Annotated in this window: 25 protein-coding genes; 12 read left to right on the top strand and 13 right to left on the bottom strand. The window is 58.5% G+C overall.

Going from position 1 to position 23,841, the window contains the following annotated elements; translation table 11 throughout:
• Positions 1-3: 3 nt before the first annotated feature.
• The 3 genes from MOV76_RS15855 to MOV76_RS15845 all read right to left on the bottom strand — a co-directional run bounded on the left by MOV76_RS15855 (position 4) and on the right by MOV76_RS15845 (position 3,340).
• On the bottom strand, positions 4-816 hold the full coding sequence (locus MOV76_RS15855) for a metallophosphoesterase family protein (protein WP_247264847.1): 813 nt from the start codon (positions 814-816) through the stop codon (positions 4-6).
• Between the two features lie 216 nt (positions 817-1,032).
• Positions 1,033-3,021 (bottom strand): AAA family ATPase, encoded by a 1,989-nt coding sequence (locus MOV76_RS15850; protein WP_247264846.1) that lies wholly within the window; start codon positions 3,019-3,021, stop codon positions 1,033-1,035.
• A gap of 19 nt (positions 3,022-3,040) precedes the next feature.
• Complete coding sequence (locus MOV76_RS15845) at positions 3,041-3,340, bottom strand: hypothetical protein (RefSeq protein WP_247264845.1); 300 nt, start codon at positions 3,338-3,340, stop codon at positions 3,041-3,043.
• Positions 3,341-3,494: 154 nt separating this feature from the next.
• Between MOV76_RS15845 and MOV76_RS15840 the strand changes: the two genes are divergently transcribed.
• The 3 genes from MOV76_RS15840 to MOV76_RS15835 all read left to right on the top strand — a co-directional run bounded on the left by MOV76_RS15840 (position 3,495) and on the right by MOV76_RS15835 (position 6,636).
• Positions 3,495-4,013, top strand: a complete 519-nt coding sequence (locus MOV76_RS15840; protein WP_247264844.1) for a helix-turn-helix transcriptional regulator — start codon at positions 3,495-3,497, stop codon at positions 4,011-4,013.
• A 1,343-nt stretch (positions 4,014-5,356) separates the two neighbouring features.
• Positions 5,357-5,644 carry a helix-turn-helix domain-containing protein gene (locus MOV76_RS40345; RefSeq protein WP_408987995.1) on the top strand — a complete coding sequence of 96 codons (288 nt, stop codon included), beginning with the start codon at positions 5,357-5,359 and terminating at the stop codon, positions 5,642-5,644.
• Entirely contained in the window at positions 5,530-6,636 is a 1,107-nt protein-coding gene (locus tag MOV76_RS15835) for a site-specific integrase (RefSeq protein WP_247264843.1), read from the top strand. Before MOV76_RS40345 ends, MOV76_RS15835 begins: the two co-directional genes overlap by 115 nt.
• Positions 6,637-6,767: 131 nt before the next feature.
• Here the strand turns inward: MOV76_RS15835 and MOV76_RS15830 are convergent, their stop codons facing one another.
• Together MOV76_RS15830 and MOV76_RS15825 are read right to left on the bottom strand one after the other, a co-directional pair.
• Entirely contained in the window at positions 6,768-6,968 is a 201-nt protein-coding gene (locus MOV76_RS15830) for a hypothetical protein (RefSeq protein WP_018241933.1), read from the bottom strand.
• A gap of 125 nt (positions 6,969-7,093) precedes the next feature.
• Positions 7,094-7,288 carry a hypothetical protein gene (locus tag MOV76_RS15825; RefSeq protein ID WP_018241934.1) on the bottom strand — a complete coding sequence of 65 codons (195 nt, stop codon included), beginning with the start codon at positions 7,286-7,288 and terminating at the stop codon, positions 7,094-7,096.
• Between the two features lie 255 nt (positions 7,289-7,543).
• Here MOV76_RS15825 and MOV76_RS15820 point away from each other — a divergent pair, with 255 nt between their 5' ends.
• Positions 7,544-7,747: a CsbD family protein gene (locus MOV76_RS15820; protein ID WP_018241935.1), complete on the top strand. Its 204-nt coding sequence runs from the start codon at positions 7,544-7,546 to the stop codon at positions 7,745-7,747.
• 71 nt (positions 7,748-7,818) lie between these two features.
• On the opposite strand, the gene MOV76_RS15815 is transcribed toward MOV76_RS15820, so the two are convergent.
• Complete coding sequence (locus MOV76_RS15815) at positions 7,819-8,046, bottom strand: hypothetical protein (RefSeq protein WP_018241936.1); 228 nt, start codon at positions 8,044-8,046, stop codon at positions 7,819-7,821.
• 655 nt (positions 8,047-8,701) lie between these two features.
• On the opposite strand from MOV76_RS15815, the gene MOV76_RS15810 reads away from it, so the two are divergent.
• Entirely contained in the window at positions 8,702-10,195 is a 1,494-nt protein-coding gene (locus MOV76_RS15810) for an FAD-dependent monooxygenase (RefSeq protein ID WP_247264842.1), read from the top strand.
• An 18-nt stretch (positions 10,196-10,213) separates the two neighbouring features.
• On the opposite strand, the gene MOV76_RS15805 is transcribed toward MOV76_RS15810, so the two are convergent.
• Positions 10,214-10,951, bottom strand: coding sequence for a hypothetical protein (locus tag MOV76_RS15805; protein ID WP_247264841.1), 738 nt, complete (start codon positions 10,949-10,951; stop codon positions 10,214-10,216).
• A gap of 1,069 nt (positions 10,952-12,020) precedes the next feature.
• Between MOV76_RS15805 and MOV76_RS15795 the strand changes: the two genes are divergently transcribed.
• The gene (locus tag MOV76_RS15795; protein ID WP_018241940.1) at positions 12,021-12,311 is read left to right on the top strand and encodes a DUF982 domain-containing protein; all 291 of its coding nucleotides are present in this window, start codon (positions 12,021-12,023) and stop codon (positions 12,309-12,311) included.
• A 281-nt stretch (positions 12,312-12,592) separates the two neighbouring features.
• On the opposite strand, the gene MOV76_RS15790 is transcribed toward MOV76_RS15795, so the two are convergent.
• Both MOV76_RS15790 and MOV76_RS15785 read right to left on the bottom strand, forming a co-directional pair.
• The gene (locus tag MOV76_RS15790) at positions 12,593-13,255 is read right to left on the bottom strand and encodes a glutathione S-transferase family protein (protein ID WP_113542256.1); all 663 of its coding nucleotides are present in this window, start codon (positions 13,253-13,255) and stop codon (positions 12,593-12,595) included.
• Between the two features lie 302 nt (positions 13,256-13,557).
• Positions 13,558-14,385 (bottom strand): nickel-binding protein, encoded by an 828-nt coding sequence (locus MOV76_RS15785; protein ID WP_018241942.1) that lies wholly within the window; start codon positions 14,383-14,385, stop codon positions 13,558-13,560.
• Positions 14,386-14,823: 438 nt separating this feature from the next.
• On the opposite strand from MOV76_RS15785, the gene MOV76_RS15780 reads away from it, so the two are divergent.
• The 3 genes from MOV76_RS15780 to MOV76_RS15770 all read left to right on the top strand — a co-directional run bounded on the left by MOV76_RS15780 (position 14,824) and on the right by MOV76_RS15770 (position 15,641).
• Entirely contained in the window at positions 14,824-15,081 is a 258-nt protein-coding gene (locus tag MOV76_RS15780) for a DUF982 domain-containing protein (RefSeq protein WP_011651896.1), read from the top strand.
• A 123-nt stretch (positions 15,082-15,204) separates the two neighbouring features.
• The gene (locus MOV76_RS15775; RefSeq protein ID WP_162039352.1) at positions 15,205-15,375 is read left to right on the top strand and encodes a hypothetical protein; all 171 of its coding nucleotides are present in this window, start codon (positions 15,205-15,207) and stop codon (positions 15,373-15,375) included.
• The gene (locus tag MOV76_RS15770; RefSeq protein WP_018445427.1) at positions 15,375-15,641 is read left to right on the top strand and encodes a hypothetical protein; all 267 of its coding nucleotides are present in this window, start codon (positions 15,375-15,377) and stop codon (positions 15,639-15,641) included. Before MOV76_RS15775 ends, MOV76_RS15770 begins: the two co-directional genes overlap by 1 nt.
• A gap of 286 nt (positions 15,642-15,927) precedes the next feature.
• Here the strand turns inward: MOV76_RS15770 and MOV76_RS15765 are convergent, their stop codons facing one another.
• Positions 15,928-17,424, bottom strand: a complete 1,497-nt coding sequence (locus tag MOV76_RS15765; RefSeq protein WP_247264840.1) for an FAD-dependent oxidoreductase — start codon at positions 17,422-17,424, stop codon at positions 15,928-15,930.
• Between the two features lie 44 nt (positions 17,425-17,468).
• On the opposite strand from MOV76_RS15765, the gene MOV76_RS15760 reads away from it, so the two are divergent.
• Positions 17,469-17,993 carry a MarR family winged helix-turn-helix transcriptional regulator gene (locus tag MOV76_RS15760; RefSeq protein WP_247264839.1) on the top strand — a complete coding sequence of 175 codons (525 nt, stop codon included), beginning with the start codon at positions 17,469-17,471 and terminating at the stop codon, positions 17,991-17,993.
• Positions 17,994-18,399: 406 nt separating this feature from the next.
• Complete coding sequence (locus tag MOV76_RS15755; RefSeq protein ID WP_115157571.1) at positions 18,400-18,876, top strand: DUF2938 domain-containing protein; 477 nt, start codon at positions 18,400-18,402, stop codon at positions 18,874-18,876.
• A gap of 417 nt (positions 18,877-19,293) precedes the next feature.
• Here MOV76_RS15755 and MOV76_RS15750 read toward each other — a convergent pair whose 3' ends face one another.
• From MOV76_RS15750 to MOV76_RS15740, 3 genes are read right to left on the bottom strand one after another with little or no spacing between them, the layout of a single operon-like run.
• Complete coding sequence (locus MOV76_RS15750) at positions 19,294-19,935, bottom strand: ThuA domain-containing protein (RefSeq protein WP_003539493.1); 642 nt, start codon at positions 19,933-19,935, stop codon at positions 19,294-19,296.
• 18 nt (positions 19,936-19,953) lie between these two features.
• Positions 19,954-21,054 (bottom strand): Gfo/Idh/MocA family protein, encoded by a 1,101-nt coding sequence (locus MOV76_RS15745; RefSeq protein ID WP_247264838.1) that lies wholly within the window; start codon positions 21,052-21,054, stop codon positions 19,954-19,956.
• Between the two features lie 45 nt (positions 21,055-21,099).
• Positions 21,100-22,299, bottom strand: coding sequence for an ROK family transcriptional regulator (locus MOV76_RS15740; protein ID WP_003559245.1), 1,200 nt, complete (start codon positions 22,297-22,299; stop codon positions 21,100-21,102).
• 202 nt (positions 22,300-22,501) lie between these two features.
• Between MOV76_RS15740 and MOV76_RS15735 the strand changes: the two genes are divergently transcribed.
• Positions 22,502-23,806 (top strand): ABC transporter substrate-binding protein, encoded by a 1,305-nt coding sequence (locus MOV76_RS15735; protein ID WP_047621769.1) that lies wholly within the window; start codon positions 22,502-22,504, stop codon positions 23,804-23,806.
• Positions 23,807-23,841 lie beyond the last annotated feature (35 nt).

Here is a 23,841-nt window from a genome sequence, read left to right as displayed (position 1 = left end):
CTTCTACAGATCGATGACGAAACCACCGCGAAACCCAGTTGTTTCCCACTCGCCACCGTAGCCACGGGGATTGCAGATCACTCTGGTCCCGTCAGCCATATGATCTCGGAATTTATGGATATGGCCATGAATCCAAACCGACGGCCGTCGCCGTGCGATCAGGTCGGATAGATCGCTTCCGAAGGCCGCATTCGTTGCGTGGCCATAGAAGCGAGGGTCGAAGCTGTGAATGAGCGGTGCGTGATGTGTAATAACGAATGTGCGGCCGTCGAACGGCTTTTCGAGTTCCTGGTCAATAAATGATCGGCTCGCGATGTGGCGCTCAAGGATTTCGCGAACCGTGATCAGCCCGTTTTCATCTGGCCGCCGCGCGTCGGATCGATAAATACAGGAGAAATCCGCCATTTGTGATGGTACCAGACCAAAGGCAATCGCCCGCCGCTCCTCGGACGGAATATGCTCGTCGCCACCGATAGACACCGCAAAGTCGGTCCATAAGGTCGCGCCGACAAATCGGCATCCGGCCATCTGGATGGTTTGATTTTCTAGGAGATGGATACGGCTGCCTTCGATTTCGCTACGTGCTGTTTCCAGCGCAAAATCGATGCTGGAACTGTAATAGTCGTGATTTCCCAGGACCAAGATGACGGGCATATGTCGTTCGATATCGCGCCGCAGGTAAGCGATGCTCTTTGAGACGTTCTCCGAAATATCGCCTGCGCAGATGCAGACGTCCGCATCCGGAATGCGAAAGGGAGCGCCCCGGAGAGCGTCCATCGGGGAGTAGTGAAGGTCACTGATGATCCAAGCTCTCACTCGGCCGTTCCTTTCATGAAGGCAAAGGTGTGGGGATGACGCGCGGGAATTGCCGCCGCAGTCTTTCTGGTTCAGGATTTTCGGGGAGCTGGCTGCGTCAGCCAGATTTCATGGGCGCATCGTCAGGCAGGGTTCGTTCAGGTCGAATGCCACGGCCCGCACCACCGCGAGAGAAAGGTTTCCTCCTGCCCAAGGAAATGCAGACGCAATGGCCGCTCAACACTTCCTTGCCACCGTCTGCTCCGAGGTTGTTGCTCCTGGCCATAGCTTTTCCAACTGATCTCCTTGCAGCCGTTTGTGCTTGGCCAGCTCGGCGGCGAACATCACAAGCGTGTGCTGAAGGCCACTGAGCATGTCTCTCGCCCGCGTATATTCTGTCTGCAGGATGACATCGACGTCCGCTTTCAGCCTGCGGTCCTGCCACAGCTCCGATGGGCTGCTCGTGTTTACGGAGCCTGGGATATAGTAGGGCGACGTTCCAAAGCCATATTTGGTGACCATTTCGACGGCAAGCTCCGTCGCCATCGCGAAATCACTTTGGCCCGAACCTGAAGCCATAGTCGACCGGTCTCCGTAAGAGACTTCTTCCGCAGCCGCCCCGGCCAGGTGCATGGCGACCAGGTTCATCATTTCCCCCTTAGTTTTGAAGGGTAGCCTTGGGTGCTCGATAACAGTGATCCCGTGCGCATCGATGTCTGTTGCGAAGTTCTGGGCGTTATCGAACACCTCAACTCGCTCGACTCTTCCAACTCGCAAAGCGTGAGCTATAAGCGCATGACCCGCTTCGTGAATTGCGATGTGCAGCTGGTATCCTTCATTCAGAACAGGCAGGGGCTCGATCTTCTCTCGGAGGTCATCAATCGTGACGCCCCGGCGCTCCCGCCGCGCCGTCCGACGGGCATCCCGCGACAGGCGCTCCAGGTCGGCACCGCTCTTGCCGGGTAGTCTGGCGGCGATTTCCTTCAAGAAAGGATTTTCGGCGAGTGATGGGAGATGGAAAGCGAGGATTTCGGCCCGGGCTTGCGCATTCGGTAAAGGGAAGTGAACGTGCTTCTCCAAGCGGCCGCTCCTGATTAGCGCGGGGTCAACCCGTTCAGGATGATTGCAAGCACCAACGACGACCACACCTTCTCTTCCCTCGACGCCATCGAGGCATTCCAAGAGTGCGTTTACCACCTGAACACTGTAGTCAGCGTGCCTGGAATCGAATTTTGTACGGTCGCCAATGGAGTCAAATTCGTCCAGAAATAATAGGCAGGGCGCATTTTCCTTGGCGCTAGCGAAGGATCGGTACATTGCCTTAAGCATATCGCCCAAGTGACCATCTTTGCTGCTCTGCCACTTCGAAATGGACGTGGTTTCCAGATGCATCTCGCATTCGGCCGCGAGCGCTGACGCAAACCTCGTCTTCCCAGTTCCCGGCGGACCGTAAAACAGGCACCCCTTGTCAACGTCGGACCAATCTAGCTTGCCGTCGCGCCAATCTTTGAGGTCTTTCTTCAGCTCCATTGCCCAGTTGGAAGCCTCACCGAAGCCTTTGGAAACGTCAAGCCGTTTGGCTTCGGTCGATTGGAGGCGTTGCTTGCTTTCTTTCAGGAGCCGTCGCGCTGCCCGCTCGGCAGGTTGCCCAATCCGGTAGATAGCCTCCATCCTCTCCGACGGCTGTTCGGCGATCAGAGCAACATGGTCGTCGGAGAGATTACCGCAGCCCCGGAGCCTCCCAAGCGCTCGAAGGTGGCGGGGATCACACAGGCGGAGGCGGTCACGGACCGTTGCCGCGAGTTCAAAATCCTCATGGATTGTCGATCCCTCGGTCACGAAGACGATCAATCTGCCTGACGTGAGATGCTCAGCGGGGTCAATCTCCCAACCGCGCCGACTCTTAGACGCCGGATGTAGGCAAAAGCGAACTTTCTCATCTTTGAAGATTATTTTCGCCGCCTCCTGGATATCGTTCAACTGCCATGCGGCTGGTACCACGACGAGCCCAACGCAAAACGGATTACAGATCGGCTCGATGTTTCGGCGGACCAGGCTTACCAATGCACAATAAGCTAAGAAAAGGCGGGCAGACTTCATCGCGAGTGCTGCTCCTTCACGACGAGCCCTGAAGGGGCGGGCGGATCGCAATCCGTTCAGCTGGATCGCGATCCGCTGGAGTTTGGTGATGTATGCGTCGAGGTTGTCCTTAAAGGCCGTATCCATCGATATTCTCCGCCCCGGATCAGATGAGGCCTTCGTCGAACCGATACCAACGGCTCAACGTCCGCGCGAGCTTCCGCTTCCCGTCGAGATAAAACAGCTCGGAGGTGATGCCGGGACCGTCCTTGATAGACGGGTGCCCGCTCATCTCGCCCATCAAGCAGGGCACCGCGCGGCTCGCGATAAAACAATTCCGAATGTTGACAAGCTCGTTCGGTACTGGGTGGCTGCCGGGCAAGGCAAGTTGTTCGAGATCAGCGAGGAGCGACCGCAGTCGCGGGAGGAGCACGATAGGAGGGCTTCCGAGCCATTTGTCGTTCATCGAGAGGGCCTTTGATTCGAGTGCTGGTTGCTGGCGAACAAGGAAATAGTCCGATTCGTGAGACATATGCAAAGAAAAAGAGATGAAAGCTGAAAATATGAGACATATGCTCTATATGTTGACATTTCACAAATGAGAACCGCTCTTCCGCTAAATGGATGTTTTGGCGAGCCAATTCCGGGCAGCACGAGCGCTTCTTGGCAAAGATCAAGAGGTTGTTGCGACATGGGTGGGATTGGATCGGCGCGAGGTCAGCCGATGGGAAGCCGCCAAATACAAACTGCTTTCCTCAGATGCCGAAGCCTTGCAAAAGGCATTCGAAAAAAACGGAATTGAATTTCTGCGAGCCACAGGAACAAACGGGGCAGGGGTGCGCTGGCTCAAGCCAGGCCAAAAGGATCGATTTCGGGGGGCGCAGTTCCGGGCCGCCCGGGCGATGGCTAGCCTGTCGATGCGTGATCTCCAAGAGATGTCTGGCGTTAACCGGAACTTCGTCACCCGGTTAGAGACAGGGCAAATCGGCGCATTGAATCTGGAGACTTTGAGAAAGCTGGAGCAGGCCTTTGCTCGCTTGAATATCGAACTCACCACTGAGAGCGAAAGCTGGGGTGCGGGAGTTCGATGGACGGTTCCGGACCCGTTTAGTCAGCCTGTGGCCAGCGAGCATCAGTAAAGTTTCATGCTTGAACGGACCCAGCCGCGCCGCACCAGCTGACAGGCATTTACAGCGATCCTGCCAGAAGGTTCAGTGGCGAAGTCCTACGGTATGAACAGCGACGATACAAAATTCCTAGAGCGAAGGTCCCGGCGGATTTGCGGCTTGGTCAGCAATTCAAAGGAATATGGTGCAGCCCTGAAAGCCACCGTTGGAAACCGGAGAGCACCAACTTATGTAGAGATTGCGAGGAGCAGTCGTTTCCGGCGACGTAACCGCCTTGGACAGAAACTGACTGGACATGCATCGTGGATGGACATTCTCATTTGAGTGAAAACGTTGAGACTGCATTCGTTGCGGAACTAATCCGTGCGGCCAATCAAATCGACAAACTGACCGACCACGAGGTCAGATCACTTCTGTTTCGCTCGATTGTAACGGCCCGAGACCTACGAGAGGCAGTCGGCATACCGGGAAGCGGGACAGCAGAAGATGCCGTCGTTAGGCTTTACGACGTCGCCACGGATATTGATCGGGTCGATCCATCCGCTCGGACCGGCGCTCTGCTTGAGGCGGCCGGACTGATAAGAAATTTAAGGTTCGTTGGGGAAAGCGGCACAAAGCTGGCGTATTGGCAGCCTGCCTCTTAGCCAATCGCGTGATGCGTCGACGCTTCGCTTTCGTCGATTTCAAGGGCGATTTCCAGTCTGTACCGTCGCAAGCGGTTTTGTGCGGTGGCAGCTAAGCGCCTTCGCCAAGATGGAGGTGCCCTTAAGCCAACTCCTTCGACTACACTTTTTTTCGCAGGCGGTGGAACGAAGCGCTTCCTCTGAATCCAAGAAATTAAGGGGTTCAATGTGTGGTTGTATCTGCGACCTTGAAGCTGATATATCACGACCGTCGGTTTTTCGTAATAGGCATCCCCAACACAAAAAGAGGCCCCGGATAACGTCATTTTGACAAAAAATATCACGCTCCAATAAGCAAAGAAACAATATATTAATCACCTTGGGAATGTATTTCCTTGGAAATACAAAGAGAATCTGTATTAGCCAATTGATGCAGGTATTTGTGTAAGACATTATAAAAATCCTTCCAAGGAAATTCAATCAAAATGTGTATAATATTTTTGCTTAATTAAAATTACAATTCCTTATAGCTTGAAAATGGAAGAGTTATAGCGCGCGTTCGCTGGTGTTTACAGCATCAGTATGATTGTGCATCATTCTATTGTGACTTTGAGCGTTGATAATCTCTAGTTGTAAATAGCGAGGCGGGAACGCAAGCGTTATTTAGGCGAGCGGTTGTGCCTTCGAGGAGTAACGCCGGTGCTTGGATTCGAAAATGAGCGTCTGCTAACGATGACAGAGGCGGCGGCGTATCTCGCAATATCAAAGAAGACGCTTCTACGTCACGTCATCGAAGGCCAACTAGGTTGCGTGAACGTTGGAACGGAAGGGCGAATGCATCGCCGCTTCACAACGTCCCAACTAACGGCCTTCATCTCTCAACGCCAAACTTTTGAGGTTTCGAGATGTCTGTCTACAAGACAAAAGCCAGCCCATTTTATCGGTACGACTTCCAGATCGACGGCAATCGCTTTCACGGAACTACCAAGGCCAGGAATAGGCGGGAGGCAGAGTCGATAGAGCGAACGATAAAGGACAACGCCAAGCGCGACGTCGAGCAGGTCCGCAAAAGCGGGAGTGCCCCGCTTACCATGGACACTGCGGTGGGAAGATATTGGACGGAGAAGGGCCAGTACCGCTCCAACAAGGAGCGTTACTTTGCGTTGCTCGGGCGTTTGATAAGTCTGTTCGGTAAAGATACGCGCTTGGATCAGATTGATGATGAGACGGTCGTTTCCGTGATTTCGAAACTACGCGTGCGGCCGAGGTGGGGCAAACTGGAACTCAAAAAGGCCGTTGTTAAACCAATCGCCAATGGTACGATCAACCGGCAGGTAGTCGAGCCGCTGAAGTCTATATTCCGACGCGCTCGGATCGTGTGGCGGTGCAGTCTTCCAAACGAGCCGATCTGGAAAGAACATTGGTTAAAGGAGCCGCAAGAAAGAGTTCGAGAGTTGAATTCGAACGAGCAAATCGCGCTAGAAGCCTTCATCAGAAAGGATTACCTCCCTTGGTTCGAGTTCCTCCAGATTAGCGGAAGGCGTTTTAACGAAACACTCCTGAGATGGTCGGATGTCAATTGGGAGGCGGGCTCGATCAACACCAAAGGCAAGGGCGGTCGTGATGTCTGGACGCCAATCACGCCCACCATACGACGTATCTTAGAGGACTGCCGTGGCAATCATCCAGAGTACGTCTTTACGTTCGTGGCCGAGCGGACACGGGATGGAAAAATGAAAGGGAAGAGGTATCCCATCACTTATCATGGTACGATGATTCACTTTCGCCGCGCCTTAGCGGCCTCAGGTGTGCAGAATTTTCGCCTTCATGATAATCGGCATGACACGGCAACGAAGCTTCTTCGGATGGAAAAGAACTTGAAACTTGTTCAACGTGTTCTCAACCACGCCAACATCGCAACGACCACAAAATACGCACATGTTATGGACGATGAAGTTGCGTCAGCGCTCGAACGTCACGCGGAATCCCGAAATAAATCCCGAACTAGCTAAATGAGTGGGTCGCTTTGCCTTGCTCTGTATGGTGTTTGGCAAGCTAGACCGGATGCCTTTTAATCAGTAGGTCTCGGGTTCGAACCCCGACGCTCTCACCATTTCTAGTCTTCAAGACACCTGCCGCGATCTTAGATCAACAGTCGCAGTAATGCGCCCTCATCCTTCACTCCATGCTGGTACGAATGGATCACCCGCTGAGCCAGATCTTCGCGCTCGGTGTCTGTTGTGATTTGTCGCACCGAGATGACGTGGTCAAATACTCTCTGGCAGAGGGCGACTTCTTCGTCGCCCAATACGGTTTGTGCGTCGGCTATCTGGGATCGGATCATGATCGCCCTCGCTTCCTCGGATCGATAGGAGGATGGAACATCTGCTTTTTAAGCGCATGAAGGGAGACACAAGGTCGTGAGGTCTCACCCCCATGGTCGGGACAGGTCTTTGTCCCGCCTGGCAACTAATTCTCGTTCGGCCCGCTCCACACATAGGCAGAAGCCGGCTTTCTCTGGGCATTCCAGATCACTTCGTACCCTATCTTTTCAAGCGAGAGTAAAGTGCCAAGCCTTTCGTCATCGGACAGGCTTCGCAGAGAAACGTTAAGTGCGTCCAGGCCCCCTAAATTGTAGAGGTTCACGAATACATCGAGTGCCATTGTTCTTCTCCCCGTGGAACAGTATAACACAAGAACAGGGGAATATTTGCTTCATACATAAATAAATATTTTATACATCTATTCGTTCTTCACGAATTATTTATGCTTTTCTTCATTCGGGTGTGGATATTTGGCATGGGCAGCGCTTGGCGTCTTTGCCGCAGGAATTGAGCTTCGCGGAAATCCGCTGAGACACAGGAACCAACTTCCACTGCGGTCCGTTTTCTTCTCATCAACACAGAGGAGAAATCGACCATGGATTGGAATCGGATCGAAGGAAACTGGAAGCAGGCGAAGGGCAAGATCAAGGAGCAGTGGGGCAAACTCACCGACGATGATCTTGACCAGATCGCCGGCAAGCGCGACCAGCTGGAAGGCAAGATCCAGGAGCGTTATGGCATCGAAAAGGACCGTATCAGACGCGACATCGATGACTGGACCGGTCGCCAGACTTGGTAGTGCCTGAACAAAAACCCGGTGAAAGCCGGGTTTTTGCCGAAGGAGCTGAGGCGGCCAAGACCTGTCGGATGTCAGGAGTATCCACCAAAAGCCAAGAGAAGTGCACCGATCGCGATAAGGGCCAGCGCCGGCCAGTTTTTAGTTATTCCGAGGAACCTGAGGCCTTGGCGCCGTGGCTCCAGCGTGGTGCCGCCTTGCGGCATTTGATGCGGATCACTCGGTCTTCGACCAAGCGCCGAGGTAAAGAGAAAAAGAAGTCCGCCGATGATGAGAGCGGCTCCGGTCAGGATTGCCCACATGGTGACCTCCATAGCAACCGGGGTGTGGGGTAAACCAGATCGGGACCGGATCGTTCCGTGAATGGCTGCTCCCTTGAACAACCTCCGAGTCGGAACCAAAAGCGCTCGCATTGAATTGACCGCTGAGCAATCTTGGAGATCCTGATGGACAAGACACCTAAGACGGCTATCCGCGGAATGATGCTGTACGTCCTCGCTTCTTCTCGTCTTGGGGGTGCTAGCGGGGGCCGCCTACACAATCTATGGCCGTCCCGCCGATCCGTCTGAGCGACCAGCGGCTGAGACGATTCCGCAAAAAGCTCCAGCTCCGCAGTGAGATAGGTCGCCAAGCAATTGATTGATCCCTTCGAGAGAATCGACCCCGGACGGCGCCTGCCACCATCCGGCGCCCACCCGGTCAGGTCGTATTGAAAAGCCTGAGCTCCACAGCAAGAGATCCGCAAGTGGCAGCGAATAGGGCTTTGGAGAGCAAGCCTGAAATCCTGTCGCAAGTCCTTCCAACCAGTATGGAGCTTATATTTATAGGGAGAACAACCTGCGACAGAGAAAATCGGCACCTGGGCAGGATTGATTGGATCGGAGAGATGCACAGGGGCCAGGTCTGTCTGGACCCTGAGAGATCGCATTGGAACAGCCGGAACATGGGAGTTTGCGGATGAGGGAACATGCAGTCGTGGTTGCCGGGGCAGGGCCGACGGGACTGATGCTGGCAGGCGAACTGGCCCTGGCAGGCGTCGACGTCGCCATCGTCGAACGCCGCCCTGACCAGAAGCTTGCCGGTACGCGGGCCGGCGGTCTGAGCGCACGCACGCTCGAGGTTCTCGATCAGCGGGGCATCGTCGACCGGTTCCTCGCGGAAGGGCAGATAGCCCAGGTCACGGGTTTCGCGGTCACGCGTCTGGATATCAGCGATTTTCCGACCCGGCACAATTATGGGCTGGCGCTGCGGCAGAAGCATATCGAGCGCATTCTGGCCGGCTGGGTCGGGGAACTGGCGGTGCCGATCTATCGCAGCCTTGAGGTAACGGGTTTCGCGCAGGACGATACCGGCGTCACCATTGAAAACTCCGATGGGGCGTCGCTCAGGGCAGGCTATCTCGTCGGCTGCGATGGAGGCCGCAGTCTGGTTCGCAAGGCTGCCGGCATTGCGTTTGAAGGATGGGATCCGACGACCAGCAACGTTCTCGCCGAGGTGGAGATGGAAGAGGAGCCGCCATTGGGCATCCATCGCACCGCCCTTGGCATCTATGCCTTCGGCAGGGAGGAGTACGAAATCCACGACGGCAAGATCGTCTTCGCCAAAGAGGGGCCGATCGGCGTGATGGTGCCGGAGAAGAATGCCGGCGCGACAACCGAGCCGACGCTCGGCGATCTCAAAGACGCGCTCATCGCCGCATTCGGAACCGATTACGGACTCCATCGCGTCAACTGGATTTGCAGGTTCACCGACATGTCCAGGCAGGCAACGGCCTACCGCAAGGGCCGGGTACTCCTCGCTGGCGATGCCGCCCATGTACATTCTCCGGTCGGCGGGCAGGGCCTCAACACGGGCGTGCAGGATGCCGTCAATATCGGTTGGAAATTGGCCCAGGTGGTGAAAGGCACGTCGCCTGAAACCTTGCTCGACACTTATCACGCCGAGCGGCATCCGGTTGCGGCCCGCGTATTGCGCACGACGATGGCGCAGGTCGCATTGCAGCGCACCGACGATCGCACCGAAGTCTTGCGTGACATCGTAACGGAGCTGCTTGGCATGGAGGAGCCGCGCAAACGCATCGCGGCCGAGATGTCCGGACTTGGTATCCATTACGATCTCGGCGACGGGCATCCGCTGCTCGGCCGCCGCATGCCTGACCTCGACCTGGTCACATTAGATGGTCCCGTGCGTGTCTTTACGCTGCTGCAAGATGCGCGACCGGTGTTCTTGAACCTTGGCGCGCCCGGCAGCATCGGCCTCCCGCGGTGGTCGGACCGCATCAGGTTGGTCGACGCCGGATATGCCGGTGCATGGGAGCTGCCTGCGCTGGGTGTGGTCTCCGCGCCAGCCGCACTGTTGATCCGGCCCGATGGATATGTGGCCTGGGTGGGCGACGGGACTGAGGATGGTCTACAGGAGGCTGTGAATAGCTGGTTCGGACCATCCGGCTAAAAGCCGAAAAGTTCTGACCTAAGCGGCGAGCGAGATCGAACCACAGTCCGATATCGTCTCGGGATCCGGCATCGGCTTGCCACGGCGTTCCCAGGTCCGGCGGCTGATGCCGAAAGCCTCCCAGGGGCGCGCTTGGCTGAAAGAATTGGCGAGATAGTCGGCTCTGGAAAGCGCGCCGGCGGCACGGCGTTGCTCCTCTTTTCGCGCTCGGTCGCGCTGGCGCCGCTTTTCCTTTTGCAGTTTTGCTCTTTTCCGCTTCGGCACGTCGAAGGCACCGATGGTGCGAATATTGAGGGCGCTCCGTTCCGCGTAGCTTAAGTGCAGAGCGTGGCCGAGCGCGTCGGCGGACAAGGGAGAAAAGCGCAGCTTTGTCCGCTCGTAGATGACTTCCTCTATCTCGGCTTTCCCAGCCCATGGCAGCCATCGCGTCGCCCAGTTTAGAACCACATCGACGAACTCTTCCTTGAATTCGACCAGGGCGAGGCTGGCGATCACCTCGACATAGATCAATGCGTCGTCGGCCTCGGGCACGATGTCTCCATGACGATGCCGGATCAATTTCTCGATCTCGCGCATCCGGCCGCGGAAATGGTTCCAACGGCTGGCCCGCATGCGGCGCTGGACGGCCTTGTAACCCAGCAGACAGTCGCCGACCTTGATGGCCGAAACATCCCGCGCCAGGCCATCCGGCCGATCCGCTTTTACAGCCGGCTTCTCCGATTGCGTCGCTTCATCTGCGCCAACAAGGCAAGCCATCGATCTTCCCTTACGATCTGCCTTGAGAGGCCGAAACGACTGATTGTAAAGGAAGACCGAGGGGGTGATCATCCACTTTTCGCGCTGATCACACGTCAATCGGCGGATTTTCGAAGAAACGGCGGTAGTCTCGATTAGACCCTGACGCTTTCAGGAAGTGGGCTAGAGACAATACAGCTACACTCGGCGGGACGTCGCTCGACGTGCAGATATCGGCCGCAGCCCGGCTAAGCGGCCAAGAAGGACAAGGCGCTCTTAATCCTTATAGATCCACCGGCGCGGAGGATTCATCGTCCATCCGATCGCCGGGAAGGGAAGACGTGGTTGGGCCACGACATTTCCATCAGCATGCTTCTACAATCAGCGGAAGCCGAAGAAACTCAAAATCGCGAGCACGATAACGACAGCGCCGACAAGCCAGATCAAATTGTTCATGGGGAACCGTTCTCCTGTTTAGCATCGGGCCAACTGTGGCCCGATCACATAACGGTGAAGCAGGGTTAGGAGTTCCCGACCGGTCCCATTGCTGTCGCCTGCCACCTCCGGCGCAAAACCAATTCCGGCTCTATGCCTTCAATAACTGCACGAGCGGGCATTGCTGGGTCTGAACCCATCCGCGCATGCCGGGTTTGTTGAGCTATCCCGCTGATATTGAAAATCCTGGTGATCCTGCCTTGCCGGCGATGTGCAGGAAGACGTGATCGCGGACACACCGATCAGCACGCCCGCTACCAATGTAAAAAATCGGTTCATCTGAACGTCTCCTCGCAAGGTTGTCATGGTCGCAATATACCATGCCAACACGAGACTATACGAAACTTCCGGTGCATTTGATCACGCTCGCTTGACCCGCAACATTCGCGCGATTGATCAATCAATCTATATTTGTGATGCGTCGACCCTCGGCCGATGATCAAATACGCTTAAGTCTAATCTGATAGGGTTATTCTGTCGTTATGGAAGTAGTTGCATGGCGTCAATAGCCAAATGGACACGATTTTGACTTGAATAAGTCACGGTTTTTCAGTAAAATTACAGCATAAAAAAGTAATATAAATGGGAGGATACTATGTCGTCAACTCGGTTTGATCCGATTCTGCTTCATCGCCAACATTTCATCGATGAGGTCACGTGCCTCGATGAAATCTTCGATGTTCTGGACGGGTGGCCGGAGGACAAACGGGGTTTGGCATATGACACGCTGTTGAAGGCGTGCAGAGATACGGCCAACGGGCGTTTCCCGCTGAGCGCTGCACGCGAGAATTTCCGGCGTTTCCTGAAAATGTCGGGCGTGTTGGCGAAGGTCGAGGGCGGCCCCAAATTCGAGCGGCTGATGAACGAACATATGGGCAATGCTTAGAGCATGTCGCGCAAGAGTGTGCAGCGGTTTTGCGATAACGACATGCGCAAAAACAAAGAGCTAAAGCGCGAGGAGCGAATCTGAAAGATCGCGACGTGCTTTAGGTCGTCGACGCATAAGCGCGCAGCCATAGCCGGATTGAGGTGAGTTGGACCATAGCGTGGGGGTGGCCTCGCGGCCGTTTGATCACGGCGAAGTTAAGCGGGGGTGAGCGGGATGCCGCCGAGCATTGGTCAAATGCTCGGCGGCATCCTGTTTTTAAACCCGCTTTCGGCTCGGCTTTATGAGCTCATGATTGAGCTGGACGATGGGGCGTTGATCGCAAATTGCGCGGCGAAAGCCCTGGCGTAAGCGGGCCGAGATTCCCCGCGCGCGACATAGGCAGCCAGGTTTTGATATTCGTCCAAAATGCCTGACATTCTTAGTCGCAGCAGCACTGAAACCATCAACAGATCACCCGCGCTGAACGCATCGTCGAGCCACTCGGCGCCGCCTAAGTAAGCCGAGAGCCTGTCCAGCCGAGCGCGGACACGGTCCTTGACCAACGGCAAGCGCTCCTCGCTCCAAGGCTTGTCAGCTTCGAATATTCTTGCCGTCGTCAATTCGAGGATCGGCGGCTCGACGGTGTTAAGTGCGGCAAACATCCAGGTGATCGCCCGCGCTCTGGCATCGCGATCCCTGGGCAGCAGGCCCTCATGCTGCTCAGCAAGATGAAAGACGATCGAGCCGGTCTCGAACAGCGAGAGAGAACCTTCCTCATAGGTGGGGATCTGGCCGAAGGGATGGATGGCCAGATGGTCAGGCGTCTTCATCTCCGCGAAGGAAAGAAGGCGAACCTCATAAGGCTGCCCCACTTCTTCGAGCGCCCAGCGAACGCGCGTATCGCGCGCCAGTCCCTTGCCGCCATCGGGCGATCGTTCAAATGCTGTGATCGTGATTGTCATGGCATCGTTTCCTTGCTTGGGCGAATTTCTTTGGCTTCCTATCGTGACGACGCATGAGCCTGCCGGAAGCCGACATCGGTCTTGAACTATTTTGATTGCCGGGTGCAAATCGCCAATGCCGCTTCCGATCAAAGGTCGTGAGCGCGGTGGCCAATTCCGCAAGGCCGCAGGTCGTTGTCGCAAAACCGCGGCACAGTTTGCGCGCCATGCTTTGATGATCGCCTATTTCTTGGCCACAAAAACGCCGCAGCAAGCCCTGCCTGGAGCCAACTCGCCATGCGGGTGTCGGATCTCAGCCGATCTTAATTTACGCCGGCATCCGCCCACTCGCATCGGAACACCAGCATGGGCTTCGAAAACCCCTTGAACCGTCGGCGCGTTGCGTGAGCGAAGAGATCGGCGGCGCCGTATTCCCGAAAAATATTCTCCGAGACGAGGATCTGGTCGCTGGAGGCTGCCGCGCATAGTCGTGCGGCAAGTTGCACCGTCGAGCCGAACAGGTCGTTGCTGTCCTCGACCGGCTCGCCGCAATCCAGTCCGATGCGGATATGGATTGGCTCGGTGTTTCCGCCGTTGTAACGCTCGAATTCCCGCTGGATCGCCATGGCGCATTCGACGGCTGCCGTTGTCGCGGCGAAGGCCGCCATGATGCCGTCGCCGGTGTGTTTAACCTCCCGGCCTGAATTCTGGCTGAGGCATCGGCGCACGATAGAGTCATGGGCGCGGACCATTTCGGTCGCAATCCGGTCGCCGAGGCGCGATGTCATCGCTGTCGATCCGACGATATCGGTAAAGAGGATTGCCCGGTGGCCGGGATCCACCTGAGCGGAGGATTGGCCGGGCGCCGGCTCAGGGTCATGGATTCGGCCAAGAAAAGCCTCGACCGCCGACAGGGCGACCTCGACGATCTCGCCGGCGACGAAGCCGTGCGCCTCGCGATGCACACATTGCGCAGTTTCCGCATCCGGCGCATCCACGAGGCAGAAGGCGGTCCCGCGCCGCTGATCGAACCAATAGGTCAGGAATTTGACGCCGTACTTGTCCTGAATGTCGAGATCCATGCGATGTGCCTGAGCAACGTCAGCCGCTGACGTTCCTTCAAGAAAGTGCCGGTCCATGAAGATAGGCATCGCGCGCTCCTCCGAGATCCGCCGCGTGCAGGATAGATCGCATTGTACGACCGGGATGAAACTCCGTCCACCTTTGGCACAATCCATGAATGGTTATGAAGGTTCTTGCGTCCAGCAATGCATATGAGTTGCTGTAATCCTTATAGAGTATAAAAGGAAAGACTGAGTTTTAATCAGCAGGCGTGGGATGGGAAGCCCGATATTTACCATAATCAGTCGCTTAATGACTGATCGCAGGACTCCACTTCAAGCTCCATGTTCTCGAAAGCACCGGCTGCAGGGGATCTGGAGGCGACGAAGAGGAGCGTCTACACTGCGAGCCTCGCCGAAAATCAAGTCTCGTAAGGCCGTGCTTCGGCTGGTGACGCGGCCCGCCGACGGCACGCAAATTGCATCGTACCCATGAGCGCCACCGAAATTGGGAAAAGCTGTAGCAAAGTGAGACAGACGGCACATTTTCGACCGGTTGGCTTGGCCTCAATGGGGCTCGGCCATTATGCCGTTATTAACTCTGTGTGGGACGCCGCGCGCACGCTCTTGCGCGACTGGCCGGTAGATGACGGCGAAGAGTATTTCGAGGCCGTCAAGTCGTGCCTGGATGCGATTATCGGCGATCTCCCACCGGAACACGTGCGGGCGGCCTTCATCAGGGCTGCGCAGGAGGCCGGCATCGCCGTCATAGAGGCGGCGGACTGACTATCGGCCGCGCTTCGACGCCAGTCCCGGCTTACAACACCTACCTCAGCCAGATCGTTCCGGCGCTTGACTTTTCCTGCCAAAGTTCTAACTTAGAACAAAACAGGAACATTGGAGATGATCATGACGCATACGGAACAGGTGATCGCCAACGCCCTTGCGCTTGTCGAGGCGTCCCGCGCAGCCCGCGAGCGAGATCAACAGCGACGTGCCGCCTGGCAGAGAAAGGTCGAACTCAGCCGGCCGCTGCCGCCATTGCCGCGTCCGGTTCAATTGCCGTTGGCGCTGAACTGATGCGGCCGGCAAGGATCTTGGAACCCGGTCAGGCACGCCCCGAACAAGCTGGGGCCGATCAAGCCTGGCCCGATCAAACCTGGCCCGATCAGGCCTGGGAAGTCGAAGCGGTGCTTGCCTGGCATGACGACAATGCCAAGGCGGCGATACGCTCGCTGCTCGATGACTGCAAACATCTCCGCCAGCAACTGGCGCTGGCGGAAAGCGTGATGAGCCGCGGGATGGCCCGCGGCTGGGCGCCGCGATACGAGCGGGACGCCCTCTGAAAGATCGATGCCGCCTGGTCTATGGTACGGCATCCTCCGATGCTCCTCATCGCGAGGTGCGTAGCCCATCGGGCGGAGCCTCGAAGGATCTGCCGCAGCGCTGCTTCCTGCCATCTCACATCTGGTGCCGAACACCCGCCTCGTCCTTCGAGGCTCCGGCTTTTGGCCTGCTCTCTTGGGCCTTGTGCGGCGGCTAACAACGAAAGCGCGCTACTCGTGGTGGCGATTGGCTACGGCGCCCGTCTTTCAGACGCGCCAACAGCGCCGTGGCGTTTTGAGTTGCCGCTTATGCAGCAAGGCCGACATTTGCGAGATAGGCTTCCAGCGCCCCGGCGTGAGCTGAGGCAATGATGGCGCCGACATAGCCATCCGGACGCACGAGCACCCAGTCGCCCGATGCCAGACCGTAGGCATCATGGAAGTGCCCGCCTTCGTCGATGACGTCTCCGCGCCGGCCGATCCTGTGGATGTGCAGGCCTGGGCGCGGCGGCATGGCGGCTTGCTCGACCTCATAGCCCAGCAGCGTCCAGTGCGCGCCCTTGAACAGTTCGAACAGCCGCGTCGTCTGGCCGCCGACACCTCTGAGCGGTGCATCGGGGGCACGGTCGCCGGCAAGCAGGCCGCCGCGTCGTTCCGGCTTTTCCAGCGCAAAAGAGGAGGAGGGGTAGCCGATATCGAGTTGATGGACCTCGCGGCCGCGCCGCATCTCGCCTCGCTTCAGGGCGTCGAGAAGATTGGTCGCCAGACCAAGCATGGCGGCGGCGACCGGGCGGCGCTCCTCCTCATAGCTGTCGAGCAGCGCGTCGGGGGCGCCTGCCGCAGCCGCCGCCAGTTTCCATCCGAGATTATAGGCGTCCTGAACGCTGGTATTCAGACCCTGTCCGCCGGTCGGCGGATGCGTATGGGCGGCATCGCCGACCAGGAACACGCGGCCGAGCCGGTAGCGATCGGCAAGCCGGGCGTTCATGTGGAAGGCCGACGCCCAGGAGACCGAGTGGACCTCGATGTCGTCGCGGCCGGTGCGCTCCTTGACCAGGGCGGTCAAGCCTGCCGCGGAGAGGTCGACCTCGCCTTCGAGCGGGATGGGTCCCTGGATCTGGAACAGGTCCGTCCCCGCCAGCGGGCAAATCGCGATCTGTCGCTGCATGTCGCCATCGCCGAAGCGATGCCAGGCGTCGCGATCCAATCCCGTCAGAATGACATCGGCGACGATGGCGCGCACCCCGAGCGTCTTGCCGGGAAAACCGATATCCAGCGCATGGCGCACGAAGCTGCGGCCGCCATCGGCGCCGACGAGCCAGCGCACGCGGATGGTCTCTTCGCCGGATATGCCCTTAAGCCGCGCAGTCACGCCCGTCTCGTCCTGTTCGAAGCCGATGAGTTCACTAGCGAATTCCGGCCGGTGCCCTAGTTCGAGCAGGCGCTCGCGCATCACCCCCTCGGTCAGGAACTGCGGCACCATCAGGGGAAGATGGTAGGGCTCGGCCGGCGTCGGCTCCCCACCCACCACGGCGTCGGATTCGCTGAAGCTGCCGTCGTCGCGATATTGCCGCTGCCGGGGATAGATGCCGCCGAGCGCGACGATCCGGTCGAGAATGCCGAGATCTTCGAACACCTCCTGGCTTCGCGGCTGAATACCCTTGCCGCGGGAGCCGCGGAATGGGTCGTTCAATTTTTCGATCAGGCGGAAGGATACGCCGCGCCGCGCCAGCTCGATCGCCAGCGTCAGGCCGGCCGCACCGGCGCCTGATATCAGCACGTCGACTGTGGAATTTTCTGTCATTGGTTTCTCCATATGTGTATTATGCACATAATAGGAGAATCGGCATGACGTCAACAAAGAATGTGCAAAATACACATATCAGCGAAAAACTGCGCGAACTGCATGGAGCTTTGATCGAGATCGTCAGCGTCATGAACCGCCCGCAGCGCGACGAGCAGATGGTCCGCGAGGCGGGCATTTCGCTCGATCGCGCCCTGTTTCCGCTGCTGGTCACGATCGAACGGCTCGGCCCCATCGGCGTGGTCGAACTCGCCGACCGCGCCGGGCGCGACTACACCACCGTCAGCCGTCAGGTCGCCAAGCTCGAAAGTCTCGATCTGGTGGAGCGCCGCGGCAATGCCGCCGACCGCCGCGTGCGCGAGGCGGTCATCAGCCCAAAGGGCAAGGCAATGACCGATCGCATCGACGTCGCCCGCGAGCGGATGGGCCGCGCCATCTTCGAGAACTGGGAGGAACATGACTTCAATGAACTCGTGCGGCTGATGCGGAAGTTTGCGCGGGATATCAGCGGCGATATCGGCAGTGGCGCGGGAGAAACTGAGGGCGAGGGCGGACCGCAGGCGGATTAGAGCCTTTCCTGGTCAGATTGCAGCATTCTGTTGGCTCAAACGGAGTCGGATGGTCGACCGGCCCGTTTCAGCCAACCCTCCCGCAGATTTGCCTGGCAAATCTGCAAGACTTAGAATCGCCGGACGCACTTATCGCTTCGCCTTGGCGAAGCGGTGCGGCCGGTGGGCCGGGCATCTTTCCGCCAGGATCAAAGGCGATCGGCTCGGACGTGCCTTGGGGTATGCCCTTCGCCAATCGCCTCTGACGAAAACCTGCTCCGGCAGAATGCTGCAATCTGACCAGGAAAGGCTCTAACCTCTGAATCACTCGGCAATGTGGCGGGTGAATTCACCGCAGCCATTGCGCCGGCGCGTTTGCAGTGATCTTGTAGCGTCCTGCAATCGCAACGCTTTCCGGTGATTCCCAATGTTCGATATTCTGTGGCGCGGCCTGGTGATCGGCGCCGGCGCAACCATCCTCATGGACCTCTGGGCGATCCTGCTCACCCAGTTCGGTCAGGCGGCGCCCAACTGGGCACCTGTGGGACGCTGGTTCTGGCATCTCGGCCGCGGCAAGGTCTTTCACGACAGCATCGCCGACGCTGAGCCCTATGCCCATGAGTTGGCGCTCGGCTGGATCAGCCACTACGCCGTCGGCCTTCTTTATGGGGTGATCTTTGCCATCATCATGGGCTCAGCCTGGCTGGCGGACCCGACATTTCTTCCCGCCTGGATCTTCGGCATCGTCACCGTCGGGGCAGGGTGGTTCCTGCTGCAGCCAGGCCTCGGCATCGGCTGGGCCGCCTCCAAACATCCGACCCCGAACAAGGTCCGGTGCTTCAACCTTCTCGCCCACACTGTTTTTGCCCTGGGGCTTTATGGCACGGCGCTGATCATTGGCTGATCCTGGGGTCGGCTTCGGTCGGCGAGGGGACATGCCGCAACGTCTCGATTCCCTCTCCTCCACAGCGGGGAGAAGGTGCCCGTAGGGCGGATGAGGGGGCCGGCGAAGCCGGTCTTTCCGACATCGCCCATGCAAGCTTCGACCGTGTCGGTATCGTCTCGACCGGGGTCAGGACGCGCCGGATCTCGGCGTTGCCGTCGGCGTGGCGGGATAGGTGAATTATGTGAGATGCGTGCCGTGTGGCCCCCTCATCCGCCTGCCGGCACCTTCTCCCCGAGGGGAGAAGGGATTATGCCGCGACCTCTCCGTCCCTCGCAACATCTCGCAAGGGACGTCCTTCGCCGCGTTTACAGGGGCCGGAGGTCGAGACGAGTAGCTCGACCCCGGTAAGGTGCAGCCATCCCACGAACCGGAGCCTTACCGCGCCGCCCAGTTGGCGCCGCGGCGGAAGATGGTCTTCATTTGGGGAACGTCGAACTCCTTGGCCTGATGGCCGAGCGAGGAATAGAAGACGCGGCCCTTGCCGTATTTCCGCTTCCAGACGACAGGCATGACGACGCCGTCGATCCAGTAGGCGTGCTCGCCGGTGAACTTCGTCGTCGCCAGAACCTCGTTCGAGGGGTCGACATGCATGTAATATTGCTCTGACGTATAGGGGAAATCGGCAATGCCCTCCATGAGGGGATCGTCAGGCCGGGTAATGTTGACGGTATAGTCGATGATGTTGCCGGGGTGAGCCACCCACTGGCCACCGATGATGAACTGGTAATCGACGGAGTCGCGGAAGGCATCGCCCGCGCCGCCGTGATAGCCGGCAATGCCGACGCCGCTTTCGATCGCCGTGGCGAGGTTCTTGACCTCCTCCTTCTCGATCTTCGACATCGTCATGATCGGCACAACGAGGCTAAGATCATGGACGGAAGGGTCGGCAAGCGCCTCGGTGCCGTGTTCGAGATAGACCTTGAAGCCGTCTTCCTCGAGCATGGTCTTGATGATTTCGGCGCACTCCTGCGGCTCATGCCCGCTCCAGCCGCCCCAGACGATCAGTGCTTCACGCATAGTCTTTCCTCCTGAAACTTATTTCGCCAGCCGTCCGTCGACGATGGAATCGGACAAGGGGGCAGGGCGCTCCGTTGCCGTGGTGATCGTGACCGTTCGGCCGGTCGCGGCAGCGGTGTGGAACGCTTCCATGACTTCGAGCACATGCAGCGCCAGATCGCCATTGGCGCGATGCGGCCGGTTGGAGCGGATCGCATGCGCCATGTCGGCGACGCCGAGCGAGCGGTAGTTGCCATCGGCATAGGCTGCTGTGACCGGCTGGTCCTCGAACGCACCGCCCTTCTTCAGATATTCCACAGGGCCGGCGAACTTGTTCGGATCGGGCACAACAAGCGTGCCCTCGGTTCCGTAGATTTCCAGCGGCACATGCTTGTGGCCGGCGACATCGAAGCTCATGGCGATCTGGACGACGGCGCCATTGGCAAAGGCCATCATACCGGTGACATGAGTCGGCACCTGCACGGGAATACGCTCGCCATTGCGCGGTTCGCTGGTGATCAGCCGTTCCGATCGCGGCGTCGTCGCAAAACCCGCCACCTGGGAAACCGGTCCGAGAAGATTGACGAGATCGGTGATGTAATAGGGACCCATATCGAGCATCGGCCCGCCGCCGACTTCGTAAAAGAAGGCCGGGTTCGGATGCCAGCGCTCATGGCCCGGGCACATGAAGGTTGCCGAGCCGCCGACCGGCTGGCCGATGACGCCCTTGTCGATCAGGGTGCGGGCCGTCTGGTGGCCGCCGCCGAGGAAAGTGTCGGGGGCAGCGCCGATGCGAAGATTCCTCGCTTTGGCGGCATCCGCCAATTTTTTCCCTTCCGCGAAATTAATCCCGAGCGGCTTTTCCGAATAGGTATGCTTGCCGGCCTCAAGCGCTTGCAACGCCACGGCAACATGGGCCTTCGGGATTGTCAGATTGACGATGATCTCGACCTTGGGATCGGCGAAAAGCTCCTCGACCGTCTTGACCGGAACATTGAATTCCGCAGCCTTTGCTTCGGCCAGCTCCCGGTTGAGATCGGCGACGCCGCGGATGTCGAGAATGGGAAAGGATGCCATCGCCGTGAGATAGGCGCCCGAAATATTTCCGCATCCGATGATGCCGATACCGACCTTGTCCATGAATTCCTCCATTGATCGTGCCATTGATGGTGATTGGGGCGCCCGTCAGAGCGCCGGCCCCGTCGTGCTCCAGGGCGATTCGTAGAGTTCGTAGAGCGCCACCGCAGCCGCACCCTGCGCCCAGAAATCATCGGTCGAATCGTCGAAGACGAGTTCGCTCACGCCGCGCAGCGACGGCGGAATGGCGAGCGCATAGGCATCGCGCAGGCTGTTGAGAAAGGGTTCGCCGAGCGCCAGGCTGGACCCCACAAGAATGACCCGCGGCGGCGCAAACAGCGTGACGATATTGGCAATGGTCAATCCGACCGCTTCGCCAGCGCGGATGGCGGCACTGATCAGCCGGTCGTCATCGGCCTTGATCAGCGCCTGGGCATGGTTCATGCCGCGGCCGAGACGGATCGCTTCGGCAAAACGCCCGTCGGCCTGCTGTTCGCCGAGGATCGCGCTTTCGCCGGCCTGGCTGAAAAGCCGGACGACGCCATTCGGTCCCATGCCGAGCACGAGGTCGCCGAGATTGTGGCTGAGGCCGCCGGCGCCGCGAAACAGGCTGTTGCCGTGCAGGACGCCCAGCCCCAGCGTCTGCTCCAGCGAAATCAGCACCATATCCTCGAGATCGCGGGCCTTTCCGAACCAGTGATGGCCAAGCGTGATGGCGTGGGCGTCGCTTTCGACAATGGTCGGCGTCGCCAGCCGCGTCGACATCTCGGCGGCGAAATCGACATTGGTGTCGCGAAAGATCGGGCTGCTTCTTATATAGCCGGTGCGGTGCTCGATGACGCCGGGAAAACCGAGGCAGACGCTGTCGACATCCTCCAGCGACAGCCCGGCATCGACGACGCAGCGCCTGACCCCGTCCTCGACCAGATCGGCGATGACGCCGATCGGCTGCCGGTCGATGCGGATCGGCAAGGCGAGCTTCGACAGCACGTCGCCGCGGAAATTGGTGACGACGAAGACCATCCTGTTGGCAGCGATCTTGGCGCCCACCACGCGGGCCGCATCGGGATTGAGCTCCAGCATCACCCGCGGCCGTCCGCGCACAGCCTCATTGCGGATATCGCCTTCGTGACGCGGCAGGATCAACCCGTCGTCGAGCAGCGAGGCGGTGATGGCCGAAACGGTCGTGGTGGAAAGTTCGGTACGCTCGCTGATCTCGATCCGCGAGATCGGACCATGGCGCCGGACGGTATCGAGCACGTTCAAGCGATTGATCGCGCGCATTAATTCTGGATCTGCGGTCTTCATTGAAATTAGCCAGGCGATCGTTTCGTTGGGGCGGAACCCAAATATTTTTAACGGGTTACGAAATAAATAGCGGGCAATTCTGTGGTCCTGTCAAGCGCATTTGATAAAAATAGAGGCATTGGGTTGACATTGGGTCAAAGCTCCGTTGAATTAATCCGCATAGGGGAAAAATTGTGAGGACAGCCCCCTGGGAGGAAAAATCATGAATTTTATGTTGAAGAGCGCCGGTCTCGGCGGCAGGCGCATCGCATCCATGGCCGCGGCTGCCGGCATGTTGCTGGCCGGGGCAGGTGCAGCCTCGGCGACGACGGTGGTCAAGTGGCTGCATCTCGAGCTCGACCCGAAATATGTCGCGGCCTGGGAAGACATCGTCAAGAAATACGAAGCCCAGCACCCTGACGTCGATATCCAGATGCAGTTTCTCGAAAACGAGGCCTTCAAGGCCAAGCTTCCGACATTGCTGCAGTCCGACGACGTGCCGGATTTCTTTTTCAGCTGGGGCGGCGGCGTCTTGAAGCAGCAGTCCGAGACCGGTGCGCTCCAGGATGTGACGCCGGCCCTCGACGCCGATGGCGGCAAACTGCGCAGCGCCTATAGCCCGGCTTCGGTCAGCGGCCTGACATTCGAAGGCAAGACCTGGGCTATTCCCTATAAGGTCGGTCTGGTCAGCTTTTTCTACAACAAGGAGCTGTTTGCCAAGGCCGGCGTCAAGGCCGAGGACATCAAGAACTGGGCTGATTTTCTCGCCACGGTGAAGAAGATCAAGGCGGCCGGCATCGTGCCGATCGCCGGCGGCGGCGGTGAGAAGTGGCCGATCCACTTCTACTGGAGCTATCTCGTCATGCGCGAAGGCGGACAGAAGGTCTTCGAAGCGGCAAAGACCGGCCAGGGCGAAGGTTTCCTCGATCCCGCAATCATCAAGGCCGGCGACGACCTCGCCGAACTCGGAAAGCTCGAACCTTTCCAGCCCGGCTATCTCGGCTCGACCTGGCCGCAGGCGCTCGGCGTCTTCGGTGACGGCAAGGCTGCGATCATCCTCGGCTTTGAAAATACCGAGGCCAACCAGCGCAAGAATGCCGGCGACGGCAAGGGCCTCGCGCCCGACAATATCGGCCGTTTCGCCTTCCCGGCGGTCGATGGCGGCGCCGGCAAGCCGACGGATACGCTTGGCGGTCTGAATGGCTGGGCCGTTACCAAGAAGGCATCCAAGGAAGCGATCGATTTCCTCGCTTTCCTGACGAGTGCCGAGAACGAGCGGGCGATGGCCAAATCAGGCATGCTTCTGCCTGTCGCCGTCGGCGCCGGTGACGGCGTCACCAACCCGCTGCTTGCCGAATCGGCAAAACAGCTGGCCGCCTCGACCTGGCATCAGAACTATTTCGACCAGGATCTGGGTGCGGCGGTCGGCCGTGTCGTCAACGACGTGTCGGTGGAAATCGTCTCCGGTCAGATGAATTCCAAGGACGGCGCCCAGATGATCCAGGACGCTTTCGAGCTGGAACAATAACCAGCGCCTGCAGACCATTCCCGGCGCTCCCAGCC

The organism is Rhizobium sp. PRIMUS64, assembly GCF_023006465.1.
GTDB lineage: Bacteria > Pseudomonadota > Alphaproteobacteria > Rhizobiales > Rhizobiaceae > Rhizobium > Rhizobium leguminosarum.
Note: the sequence above shows the minus strand (reverse complement) of the source record. Positions and strands in the feature narration are given on the sequence as shown.

Bases quoted from the DNA above. Each gene is read 5' to 3' on its own strand.
- MOV76_RS15850 (WP_247264846.1), bottom strand. From the start codon at position 3,021: ATGGATACGGCCTTTAAGGACAACCTCGACGCATACATCACCAAACTC.
- MOV76_RS15845 (WP_247264845.1), bottom strand. From the start codon at position 3,340: ATGAACGACAAATGGCTCGGAAGCCCTCCTATCGTGCTCCTCCCGCGA.
- MOV76_RS15840 (WP_247264844.1), top strand. From the start codon at position 3,495: ATGGATGTTTTGGCGAGCCAATTCCGGGCAGCACGAGCGCTTCTTGGC.
- MOV76_RS40345 (WP_408987995.1), top strand. From the start codon at position 5,357: ATGACAGAGGCGGCGGCGTATCTCGCAATATCAAAGAAGACGCTTCTA.
- MOV76_RS15835 (WP_247264843.1), top strand. From the start codon at position 5,530: ATGTCTGTCTACAAGACAAAAGCCAGCCCATTTTATCGGTACGACTTC.
- MOV76_RS15830 (WP_018241933.1), bottom strand. From the start codon at position 6,968: ATGATCCGATCCCAGATAGCCGACGCACAAACCGTATTGGGCGACGAA.
- MOV76_RS15825 (WP_018241934.1), bottom strand. From the start codon at position 7,288: ATGGCACTCGATGTATTCGTGAACCTCTACAATTTAGGGGGCCTGGAC.
- MOV76_RS15820 (WP_018241935.1), top strand. From the start codon at position 7,544: ATGGATTGGAATCGGATCGAAGGAAACTGGAAGCAGGCGAAGGGCAAG.
- MOV76_RS15815 (WP_018241936.1), bottom strand. From the start codon at position 8,046: ATGTGGGCAATCCTGACCGGAGCCGCTCTCATCATCGGCGGACTTCTT.
- MOV76_RS15810 (WP_247264842.1), top strand. From the start codon at position 8,702: ATGAGGGAACATGCAGTCGTGGTTGCCGGGGCAGGGCCGACGGGACTG.
- MOV76_RS15805 (WP_247264841.1), bottom strand. From the start codon at position 10,951: ATGGCTTGCCTTGTTGGCGCAGATGAAGCGACGCAATCGGAGAAGCCG.
- MOV76_RS15795 (WP_018241940.1), top strand. From the start codon at position 12,021: ATGTCGTCAACTCGGTTTGATCCGATTCTGCTTCATCGCCAACATTTC.
- MOV76_RS15790 (WP_113542256.1), bottom strand. From the start codon at position 13,255: ATGACAATCACGATCACAGCATTTGAACGATCGCCCGATGGCGGCAAG.
- MOV76_RS15785 (WP_018241942.1), bottom strand. From the start codon at position 14,385: ATGCCTATCTTCATGGACCGGCACTTTCTTGAAGGAACGTCAGCGGCT.
- MOV76_RS15775 (WP_162039352.1), top strand. From the start codon at position 15,205: ATGACGCATACGGAACAGGTGATCGCCAACGCCCTTGCGCTTGTCGAG.
- MOV76_RS15770 (WP_018445427.1), top strand. From the start codon at position 15,375: ATGCGGCCGGCAAGGATCTTGGAACCCGGTCAGGCACGCCCCGAACAA.
- MOV76_RS15765 (WP_247264840.1), bottom strand. From the start codon at position 17,424: ATGACAGAAAATTCCACAGTCGACGTGCTGATATCAGGCGCCGGTGCG.
- MOV76_RS15760 (WP_247264839.1), top strand. From the start codon at position 17,469: ATGACGTCAACAAAGAATGTGCAAAATACACATATCAGCGAAAAACTG.
- MOV76_RS15755 (WP_115157571.1), top strand. From the start codon at position 18,400: ATGTTCGATATTCTGTGGCGCGGCCTGGTGATCGGCGCCGGCGCAACC.
- MOV76_RS15750 (WP_003539493.1), bottom strand. From the start codon at position 19,935: ATGCGTGAAGCACTGATCGTCTGGGGCGGCTGGAGCGGGCATGAGCCG.
- MOV76_RS15745 (WP_247264838.1), bottom strand. From the start codon at position 21,054: ATGGACAAGGTCGGTATCGGCATCATCGGATGCGGAAATATTTCGGGC.
- MOV76_RS15740 (WP_003559245.1), bottom strand. From the start codon at position 22,299: ATGAAGACCGCAGATCCAGAATTAATGCGCGCGATCAATCGCTTGAAC.
- MOV76_RS15735 (WP_047621769.1), top strand. From the start codon at position 22,502: ATGAATTTTATGTTGAAGAGCGCCGGTCTCGGCGGCAGGCGCATCGCA.